Source organism: Brachybacterium sp. (genome assembly GCF_036379615.1).
Lineage (GTDB): Bacteria > Actinomycetota > Actinomycetes > Actinomycetales > Dermabacteraceae > Brachybacterium.
This window is the reverse complement of sequence record NZ_DASVGJ010000074.1, coordinates 99,004-108,515: the sequence shown is the minus strand read 5'-3', so window position 1 is coordinate 108,515 and position 9,512 is coordinate 99,004. Positions and strand designations below refer to the sequence as shown.

Genomic DNA, 9,512 nt, shown 5'->3' with positions numbered 1-9,512 from the left:
GGAGGGACGGTCACCTGGTGCACGGGGTTCTGCGCCAACTGCATGCGGGCCATGCTCCTGCGGATCAATGACGCCGCATTCTCAGTGAAGTGGTGGCCGTTCTACGATCAGGAGACGGCATGAGCACCATCCCCTCCAGCCCAGCCGACCGCGAGGTCGATCCGCGTCAAGGAGACCTCCTGGAGCTGCTGGACCTGGTGCCAGAGCAACTGGAGCGATCTCGCCATGCAAGACGGGTAGAGCAGGGTTCGGGAGGCGCTGAGGCGTCCAGCCGGCCCCGCGCTGGAGCGAATCGGATCGCGCCGGAGGAGATGGACGGCCGGGGTCAGCTGAGACGATAGGGACCACAACACCGCGGAGGGAGACGGTCATGGACAGTGAAGTCGAGGGGTTCAGTCAGACGGGCCTGATCGTGTTCGGATCAACGCTCGGAGGTCTCGCCCTGCTCCTCCTCGTCGCGGCCTTCCTGACGCTGATCTTGGCCCGCCGATACCGGCTGTTGAAGACCCTCGGAGTCGCGGTGGGGGGCTCGATACTCGGCAACCCGCTCGTCATCATCGCTGCCGTCGTGGCGACGATGGTCTAGCAGCTATACAGCAGTGACCCCCGTCCTCGAGCTCCGAGGGCGGGGGTCACTTCATGGGGCGTGGTGTGGTCATAAGGCGATGCGCCCTCGTGGTGCTGCCGGATCTAACCCGCTCTGTCCGCCGCGGCCGGAGCTGCGGCCGGGGGCCAGTGCCTTGATCTTGTCCGGCCGGAACCCGCTCCAGTGATCGTTACTCGTAACGACGACAGGAGCCTGCAAGTAGCCGAGAGCTTGGACGGCTGCTAGAGCTTTGGGATCCTCGGTGACGTCCACGGCCTCGTACTCCACGCGGCTGCTTTTCAACGCGCGCTTGGTGGCATCGCACTGGACGCACTGAGGCTTGGTGTACACGGTGACGTTCATAGGGTCCTCCTCGGTCGTGGTGGTGGTTGGTGTCGGCCGCGGGGCGGTGCGCGCTGTGCTGAGGGCATCGGAGATCACTCCGTGAACCCATCTGGCACGCGCGCGATACCTACGAACTGAGAACCGCTGAGGCGGGCGTCGCTGATCTTGGTCACGGCCGCGCTACGGCTCGCCTCGATCATCTTTCCGTCTCCGACATAGATCCCCACGTGGGACACCTCGGAGCCGAGTCGGCCCCATGCCTCGAAGATCAGATCGCCGGGCTGTGCCTCGCTGGGAGAGACCGCGTGGGAGCGCAGTGCAGCCCACTGGGCGCGGGCGGTCCTCGGGAGTCTGACTCCCGCGGCCGCGTATGAATAGGTCGTCAGGCCGGAGCAGTCCTGCCCGCCGCGGGTGGGGCCGTCCCAGCCTCCGCCGCCGAATACGTAGGTCTGCCCTAGCGTGGTCTGTGCCCGCTCCAGCACTGCGCCTATGTCGCCGGTCGCAGTGAAGCTGCTGCCGTCACCGCACACCGCGGAACCGGGCTCGCTCGGGTCGATCGACACGTCCACACCGGACAGCGCCGACATGATCTCCCTCGCCTCTGTTTCATGCTGGGCGTAGGCCTGAGGGTGGGCGCTGCGCTGGACGCGCTGCGCGGCCACGGTCGGGGCCAGTAACTCCCAACCATCCACATTCACTAGACCGGGAATGTGATACCCCTTCGGCCCTGCGCCGCCCTCGATCTCCTCGGTGAGAGTCTTTCCCTTGTAAAAGACTTTTGCGGCATAGGACGTATCACTGACTTCCTCCAGCGAGCCATACCAGCCCGGGAGCTGCCGCTGCTGGAATACTCCCGCGTCACCATTCGCATCCGGCGTAAAGGTGCTCGGGTGATCGCCTAGACGGGATTCCTGCATCGCGGTCATGAGCGCGACGAGCTGCCCGCTGGCGGGGATTCCTTCGGCCTCCCCCACCTTCATGATGACCGCGGCCTGCTCCATCGCCTGCGGGGTGAAGCTGCCGACCCCTGCGGGCAACTCCCCCTCGATGCTGACCGACAGCGAACTACCGGCGCAGATCGCCTCGTTGCTGCCGCCGCTGCCCGCGAACATGCCGATTCCTACGACACCGGCCCCGGCGACCAGGGCCACCGGCGCCGCGCAACCAAGGACCAGCGTCGCGGCGATCGCCTTCTTCTTCATCCTCAGGCCACCTCCTCTGGGGGCTCCAGGTACGAGACCTTCCAGTCGTCGGCCGGATCGGCGCGGACCATCACCAACTGGAAGTCACCGATCGTGGTCGGAACGGTGATCTCCGCATCGGTCGCACTGACCAAGCCGTACTCCGCGCTGCCCTCGGGAGCACCGGCCGGAACACGGCGCGGATCGGTGTACTGCCACACCTCCTGCGCCGCGGGCGTGAGGTGCTTCGAGAACTCCGACCACCACTGCTCGGGGTCATCGGTCGAGAAGTACGCCTCGACAGCCGCATGAGCGGCCGTCCCAGCCTCCTCGGCGTCGCCCTCCTCCGCCTCGGATGGTCCCTCATCGCCGGGCACCCCGGGGGCCTCCTCGCTCGGAGCCACGTCCCACTCCGTAGCAGACTCCTCCGGCTCCTCAGGTTCGCTCGTCGCGCTCACCGGGGCCTCGCTGGTAGTCGGCTGCGGCTCCTCGGGCGGGCCGCTGCATCCCACCATCAAGAGCGCTGCGGCTGCCATGGGAACTACTCGCATTGATCGCATGCCCCAGACAAGCGCGAGGATCACGACACCACCTGCTGGGACCACCACGGACTACTGATCTACTGACTTACTGCATTACGGCGATACGGAACCACTGCAAACATCCTGATTCTCGCAACGGGACCACTGCCCCGCGGTCGCTGGTTCGGGACAAGGGCCGGCTGCTGCTTGGCGTCCTCGGGTACGGCTGTGAGCGCACAACCGATCTTCGAAGGCAAAGGGCGCGAAGCGGCCTGCGGCAGCTCCTAGCCAACTCTTCAACCTAGGTTCGGAACGTCGGGCTGCCGAGGCACCATGACGCCATGACAGATGAATGGCTCCAGCGCGGGCCGAATGGATGGAGCGAGCCCATGCCGCCGCGGTGCGAGTGCGGCTCAGATAGACACATGATTGGGTGGGCCTCGTGCCTCTGCGGCGGCGGGCCGTCGTCTGGAGGGCACAGGACCTGGGAGTGCCGGGAGTGTGGTCGCCGGACCGCCGTGGGCTGCATAGACCCAAGTCGTCAAGTCCGGCCGCGATAGCCCTCTACTGATCTACTGATCTACTGATCTACTGAGGTGCAACATTGCGAACCGGCGTGAGGTGGCCCTGCTTAGCTCAGCACGGGCTGGATCTCTTGCTGCTGCCGGTAGGTGTCATGGCCGGGTGTTTCTCCCCGACAGATTCGAGCAACCGTGCTGGCAGACAGTCCGGTTGCGGAGGCGATCGCGCGATACGCGCGCCCCTGGCCGCGCAGCATTAGGACAGTCTCGTACTGCTCTGGTGTGACTGCGACGGGTCGGCCCGGCCGGTGGCCTCGGCCGCGGGCGGCTTCGAGTCCGGCCATGGTGCGCTCCCTGATACGGTCACGCTCTCGCTGTGCCAGGGCTCCCAGCAGCGTCACCGAGAACATGCCGTCAGCGGTGGAGGTGTCCACGCGCTCGTGCAGCGACTCCACGGTGATGCCACGGCTGGTCAGCTCGTCCAGGGCGAGGATGAGTCTGCTTGTGCGCCGGGAGAGGCGGTCGAGGTCGGTCACCACCAGAGTGTCGCCCTCGGTGAGTACATCCGATGTGAGCCGATCGAGCACGGGCCGGTGAGGGGCGGCTCCCGACGCCGTCTCCTGGTGGAGGTTCTCGGGAAGTACGCCGTGGGCCGCTAGTGCGTCCAGCTGTCGGCCGAGGTTCTGCTCATCAGTGGAGACCCGGGCGTAACCGTAGAGCGTCATCGGCGCTGGCTCCGCTCACGCGGTCCAGCGCACGACGCCGTTGGCGGCATGGGCACGCATGAGAGCCGCAGACGCAGTGTTCAGAGCGACGGCTGCGGCCTCCAGCTCGGCGGCTGCGGTCGTGGTGCCGGTGCCGTCGCCCCGCGGGTCTTCCGCCGTGAAGTGCTCGGGCTCCTGTGTAGCCGCGTGCCACCTGCTGAGCTGACGGCACACCTGCTCCAGATGGTCCACGGTCGCTCCCAGCTCTCCTAGCAGCACGTACGAATCGCTCGGGGTGGGCACATCGCGGGTGGAGTGAGCCAGGGTGCGGGCGCTCTGCGCGGCCTCCCTGGCGATCTCGGTCTGTCGATGGTCCTCGTTCACGGCCATGGTGCCGCCTCCTGTGTCATAATTGCCGGTCCTGACGGATATCTGACGCAGATTATTATGGTGCGCGGATATGACACGTAACGACCTGCGCGAACGGCTGCTGGCGCTCGGCCCCCCCGGGGTGACCCCTCAACGACCGTTAGAGGTCCACTCCGTCCCTTAGGGCTAGGGGGCCACGCCGCTTAGCCGAGGCCTAGCTCCGCTCGACTTTGCCGATCTGTGAGCGCATCGACCCGGACAGGATTCATGTCCGCCCCTTCAAACGATTGTCAGTGAAGCAAAGTACGGTGGGACACATGTGGTTCCAAGAGGTCGAGGTGCCTGATGAACTCATCAGTGCCGCTCACGACGGGCAACTGGTGATCTTCGTAGGCGCTGGTGCTTCGCGTGACGCGCCCGCCTCATTACCCGACTTCAAGCAGCTGGTCACGGAGATCGGCACCCGGGTGGACGTGGCCCCAACCGAACGTCAGCTGGAACAGCCGGACGTATTCCTCGGCGAACTGGCTGACATGAATATCAAAGTTCACTCACTGGTTGCCGAGGCCATTGCCCCACCAGGGAGCGCACCTAACCGACTTCACCACGCCATCATGTCGCTGGCCGCCGCCCATCCACCGCTACGCGTCGTCACCACCAACTACGATCAGCACCTCGAAGCCGCAGCGCAAACCAAGGGTCTGGAGGTGGAGGTTTTTCGTGCGCCAGCTCTGCCACTTGGCGATGACTTCACTGGCGTCATCCACCTGCACGGCGTCCTTGGGCAGGATCCTCGGAATTTAATCGTCACCGACGCCGACTTCGGCCACGCCTATCTACGCGAAGCCTGGGCCGCTCGCTTCCTTGAGCGAATGTTCTCCGTTTCCACGGTCCTTTTCATCGGTTACAGCCACGGTGATGTCGTCATGCAGTACTTGGCCCGTTCTCTCGGACGCGAGGGACGGCGCTATGTCATGACAGGCGACGCGGACAACGGCAACTGGGCCCGGCTGGGACTCACCGCTATCAGCTACCCTGTGGTTCAAAAGTCGCACGCCTCACTCGCCGCAGCGCTCGAACGTTGGGCAGAACTTACTGCCTGGGGCCGACTCGACCACCGCCGCCGCATCGTCGCCCTGGTCGAGCAGGGCCCGCCCAGCATCCCGGAAGAGGTGTCTTATCTCGAACAGGCGCTCGCTCATCCAGATCATGTTCGCTTCTTCACCGAATCGGCCACTTCCATTGACTGGCTGGAGTGGGCGACGACCCGTCCCGAGTTCAACTTACTCTTCACTGAGCCGCACTCTGACGACTCGGCTACTGAGATCCTGGCCAGGACTTTAACCAGGTGGTTTATTGACAAATTCGCTTGCGTCGAAGAACACGCGCCTTTCGCGCTTAGGCTCGCGCGCGACCGCCCATGGGCTCTCGAGATGTGGGAAACACTCATGCGCCGTCTCTTCACTCAGAAGAATCCAATCGCGGATTGGCAAGTGCCTTGGTTCGTGATCGCACTCCAGCGGGCGCCCTTAGGTCGACATCCTCTCCTCGACATGATGCTGACGGAGCCTAAGTGTGAAGAGCAGCCAACTCTCGCGTTTATGCTCTTGGAGCACCGCACGACTCCGATCCCCCGCTCCGGAATCACCTTCGACTCGACCGAGGTTGCGCCTCGGTTTGAGGTCACCCTCACAGGTGAGGAGTACTGGCTCACCGAGGCATGGACGGAGGTGTATCGGCCGATGTTGACCGACCACGCACCTGACCTGTTTGACCTCGCGGTACGTCAGATCCGCGCGGCCTATCGTCTTGCGCAGCTCCTGCAGCCGGGATTCGACGCGTTCGGGTTTGGGCGCTCCGCTATCGAACCGCACCCCCAAGACGAGTTCCGCGACCCTCACGACATGCTGATCGATGCAGCTCGCGATAGCCTCGAGCACCTACTGCGAGCCCAGCCTGAGAACGCGGCCCGTCAAATCGACCTCTTAATTTCCGCTTCTGAGACCGTGCTCCGACGACTCGCGGTGCACGCCTGCCGACTTCGGGCCGATATTAACGGAGACGACAAAGTCAGATGGGTCATCAAACAGAGGCTCATATACGACCTCGAACTCCAACACGAGGTGTACCTACTACTCCGAGACGCTCTGCCCTCGACCGAGCCCGACACTCGCGAAAGGTTGCTCGTAACCGCTGACCAGGGCCCCGCTCCTGTCGCGGGAGTCATCGGCTCTCCCTACGTGCGCTACAACCTTCTCGTATGGCTGCACCGCGCGTTACCTGCCGACCCCCACATCACCGCTAAGTTCAATGCGGTCCAAGAGGCCCACCCCGATTACCAGCCTCGCAAGCACCCCGACCTGAACATGTACATGACCTCCGGGTTCATTGAAGACGCCGAGCCGTTCTCTCCTGACGAACTTCACGCCACCATTTCGGATGATCCCACCGCAGCACTAGGGCGGCTCCGAGAATTCGCCACGAACGATGGCTTCCGACTGATCGGCCCCACATGGACCGGTGCACTCGCGGCACTGCAGCGTTGCGTGACGCGGTATCCGCTCGACGGCATCTGCCTCGCCGGGCACCTTCGCGAGGATGACGAGGACCTCCGAGGAGCCCTAATCAGTGGCTGGAGTGCAGCGGAGCTGGTCACAGACACCGACCACGGCCTAGCCGACCAGGTAATTTCCCGTATCGGAGCCTGGGACATCGGCGCCGTTAGGAACCAGGCGGCCTCCCTGCTTTCCAGTGGTGGACAGGCCGACCACCCGACCCGATGGCAGGACCTCGAGAGCGCCCGCGACCTTGCTAGCAGGCTGTGGCCTCAAGACGAGGTGGCCGGGAACGTTGTCAGCGAAACCGACCCGTATTCTGAGGCCATCAACCACCCGGCGGGCGACCTCGCGAACTTCTGGACCAAGGTCACTGCCTCAGAGTGGAGTCGCCAAGGAGCCATGTGGGCCGGACTGCCGCCGCGAATCGGCACCGAGCTCGACCGAATGATCGACCATTCCGGGCGAAACGGGCTCCTCGCACGCTGCGTTCTCATCACGAATCTTCGCTTTTTCTACCGCGCGGATCCTGAATGGGCAAGATCGCGACTCCTGCCGCTCCTGTCATGGACGTCCAATGGCAATGAACAGGTCGCGGCGATGTGGCGCGTGTTCCTCAGCCACGCTCAGTACGACGATGCCCTTCTCCGCGCCGGCCTTCTCGACTCCTTCCTTGCGACCCTCGAGCATGGACGGGACGTCAACGATGAACGCACCATGAAAGCACTGGGACGTCAATTGGCAACGATCGCTATGCGATCTGACGAGCCGCCTAACGCCTGGCTGTCGCAATTGGTCATTAAGGCAAGCCCGACAGTCCGAATCGCCTGGACACAGTCCGTGGGCCGTTTTCTACGGGACGCCACGTCGGGTGAAGCTCACACACAGTGGGAGCGATGGATAGAGCGCTACTGGCGCGAACGCGTCGCATCGACCCCGCGCCCTTTTGCGCGCGAGGAAGCCTCGGCCATCGCGGGCTGGGTCCTTGGTCTACCTACGGTCCGGGACGAAACCGTCGCCTTGGTCGAGAGCGCGCCGGCGGGCCTTGAACGCGACGACCGCATCCTCCATGCAATGACTGAACTGGATCTTCGTCCGGAAGCGGCGCTGTGGACGCGATACCTCACGCACTTGCTTCAGGAAACGCCGGCCGACGAACCATGGGAGTTTTGCCACTACCTGTCCGAGATTGTTCCCGCCTTGCGCGAGGCTCTCTCAGAGGAGGCAGTCTTGCCATTGGTTGAACAGGCGCTGCGCTTTGGATGCTCCGTCGGCCCCGACTGGTAAAAGACTCCACCCCTCCTCTTTTGGGTATACCCCAAGGCGCAGATCTGTTCGAGAACCGCTGTTCTGGACCCTGTGTGACGGGGGAGCTAACGATCGCGTAGCTGTCACGCAGGGTGGTGCTCAAGGTGGCAGATGGGTCCGGTTGAGGTGTCACCAACTTGTGCAGCGGTCCCTCGAGTCGGGACGCGGGAGGGGTGCTCATCTGTTCACTCCACTGCCCTACGAGACCATGGGTGTGCCGCAAACGGTCCTTTGCGGCACAGCGGCGTGAGTGCCGCGGGCGCACTATCGCCGCAGGCCTGGATGCGCCATATTCCTGCGCCATCACCAACCGGGTTGTTCGCCGCGCGTGACACCTCTTTGTGCGTCAGTGTCAGTCCCGGCAGTGCGTCAGCTTAGGTGAGTAGCAGTTACGGCTGAGAGTAGGGCGATGGCAGCCCCCGTAATTACGCAAGTCCAGCCCACAAGCGTGGACGCGAGTTCGAAGCCTGCGGCACGCGATCGCCAAGTATCGAGATCTGACTGGGCGGGGGGCGGGGGGGCAGAGGGGGGCTCTAGCTTGGTCGTCAGGCTTTCAACAGCGTCCGCGAGAGCCAGGTGCTGCCGACGCGCCTCGCTGTCCGCAACGTAGCCGAAGTAAGCGGCTAGGCACTGCGCGAGAGCGCCGAGCAGCAAGAATCCGCAGGCCGTGACGAGAAGTTCTTGAGAGAGCTGAATCATGAATGAAGGTTACTTGGAGTGGGTGGCGACCGTAGGGGATATGGCAGGTACGCCGGAGGACTTCCAGGACGTCATCGACGGCATGGTCGCCGGCAATGACACCACCGAGGGTGGCTGGATCGCCTAGATGGCGCTCGAGGACGCGGAGAGGTCGATCCATCGCCTGCGCCAGGGTGAAGGCATGAAAATCCTTATCGACGTCTCGGCGAGCTGACACTCGCGAGGCAGCCGTCGGAGGACCAAGGGAGCATGCATGAGTGCGCCAGAGGATTGCTGTCGCTTTGGGGTATACCCAAACGCGACACCGGCCATCGAACGATCACCCCTGTATCACAAGGTTCAATCCTGTGGATGCGATCGCTAACTGGCGGTGGTCCGAGACAGCTTGCTGGCGTCATTGAGGTAGTCAATGCTCCGGCGCGGCCGCACACTGGCTCACATGAAGCCGATCAGGGTACGACTGATGAACGACTACTCCGCCTGGTGGCCACTCTGGACCTATGAGGATGGGGGTACAGACGAGAACGATTGGGAGCTCTCACCGCCTTTGAAGGGCCGACTGAAGGCGTGGGCGGCCTACTTCGATGCGCACTTCCACTGGGAGCACGGGTGGGACTCGCCCGCGGCGCGTGCGGAGCACCGAACCGAAGGGATCGAGCTGCACCGTCTTCTAGCGGCCGAGCTTGGCCCGACCTACGACGTAAAGCTCTTGCTCGACTAGTT

General features: G+C 63.9%; 8 protein-coding genes. 3 read left to right on the top strand and 5 right to left on the bottom strand.

Annotated elements, in window-relative coordinates:
- Positions 1–370 precede the first annotated feature (370 nt).
- Positions 371–586: a hypothetical protein gene (locus VF289_RS18115; RefSeq protein ID WP_330885626.1), complete on the top strand. Its 216-nt coding sequence runs from the start codon at positions 371–373 to the stop codon at positions 584–586.
- A 69-nt stretch (positions 587–655) separates the two neighbouring features.
- Here VF289_RS18115 and nrdH read toward each other — a convergent pair whose 3' ends face one another.
- The 5 genes from nrdH to VF289_RS18090 form a co-directional block, all read right to left on the bottom strand.
- The gene (gene nrdH / locus VF289_RS18110) at positions 656–949 is read right to left on the bottom strand and encodes a glutaredoxin-like protein NrdH (RefSeq protein ID WP_330885624.1); all 294 of its coding nucleotides are present in this window, start codon (positions 947–949) and stop codon (positions 656–658) included.
- Positions 950–1,023: 74 nt separating this feature from the next.
- Complete coding sequence (locus VF289_RS18105; protein WP_330885623.1) at positions 1,024–2,133, bottom strand: C40 family peptidase; 1,110 nt, start codon at positions 2,131–2,133, stop codon at positions 1,024–1,026.
- Positions 2,134–2,135: 2 nt separating this feature from the next.
- Entirely contained in the window at positions 2,136–2,516 is a 381-nt protein-coding gene (locus VF289_RS18100) for a hypothetical protein (RefSeq protein WP_330885621.1), read from the bottom strand.
- Between the two features lie 748 nt (positions 2,517–3,264).
- The gene (locus tag VF289_RS18095) at positions 3,265–3,879 is read right to left on the bottom strand and encodes a recombinase family protein (RefSeq protein WP_330885619.1); all 615 of its coding nucleotides are present in this window, start codon (positions 3,877–3,879) and stop codon (positions 3,265–3,267) included.
- A gap of 15 nt (positions 3,880–3,894) precedes the next feature.
- A complete protein-coding gene (locus VF289_RS18090; protein WP_330885617.1) occupies positions 3,895–4,248 on the bottom strand; it encodes a hypothetical protein in 354 nt (117 codons plus the stop codon).
- A 296-nt stretch (positions 4,249–4,544) separates the two neighbouring features.
- Here VF289_RS18090 and VF289_RS18085 point away from each other — a divergent pair, with 296 nt between their 5' ends.
- Positions 4,545–8,069, top strand: a complete 3,525-nt coding sequence (locus tag VF289_RS18085; protein ID WP_330885615.1) for a DUF4020 domain-containing protein — start codon at positions 4,545–4,547, stop codon at positions 8,067–8,069.
- A 1,183-nt stretch (positions 8,070–9,252) separates the two neighbouring features.
- Positions 9,253–9,510 (top strand): hypothetical protein, encoded by a 258-nt coding sequence (locus VF289_RS18080; RefSeq protein WP_330885613.1) that lies wholly within the window; start codon positions 9,253–9,255, stop codon positions 9,508–9,510.
- Positions 9,511–9,512 lie beyond the last annotated feature (2 nt).

Bases quoted from the DNA above. Each gene is read 5' to 3' on its own strand.
- VF289_RS18115 (WP_330885626.1), top strand. From the start codon at position 371: ATGGACAGTGAAGTCGAGGGGTTCAGTCAGACGGGCCTGATCGTGTTC.
- nrdH (WP_330885624.1), bottom strand. From the start codon at position 949: ATGAACGTCACCGTGTACACCAAGCCTCAGTGCGTCCAGTGCGATGCC.
- VF289_RS18105 (WP_330885623.1), bottom strand. From the start codon at position 2,133: ATGAAGAAGAAGGCGATCGCCGCGACGCTGGTCCTTGGTTGCGCGGCG.
- VF289_RS18095 (WP_330885619.1), bottom strand. From the start codon at position 3,879: ATGACGCTCTACGGTTACGCCCGGGTCTCCACTGATGAGCAGAACCTC.
- VF289_RS18090 (WP_330885617.1), bottom strand. From the start codon at position 4,248: ATGGCCGTGAACGAGGACCATCGACAGACCGAGATCGCCAGGGAGGCC.
- VF289_RS18085 (WP_330885615.1), top strand. From the start codon at position 4,545: ATGTGGTTCCAAGAGGTCGAGGTGCCTGATGAACTCATCAGTGCCGCT.
- VF289_RS18080 (WP_330885613.1), top strand. From the start codon at position 9,253: ATGAACGACTACTCCGCCTGGTGGCCACTCTGGACCTATGAGGATGGG.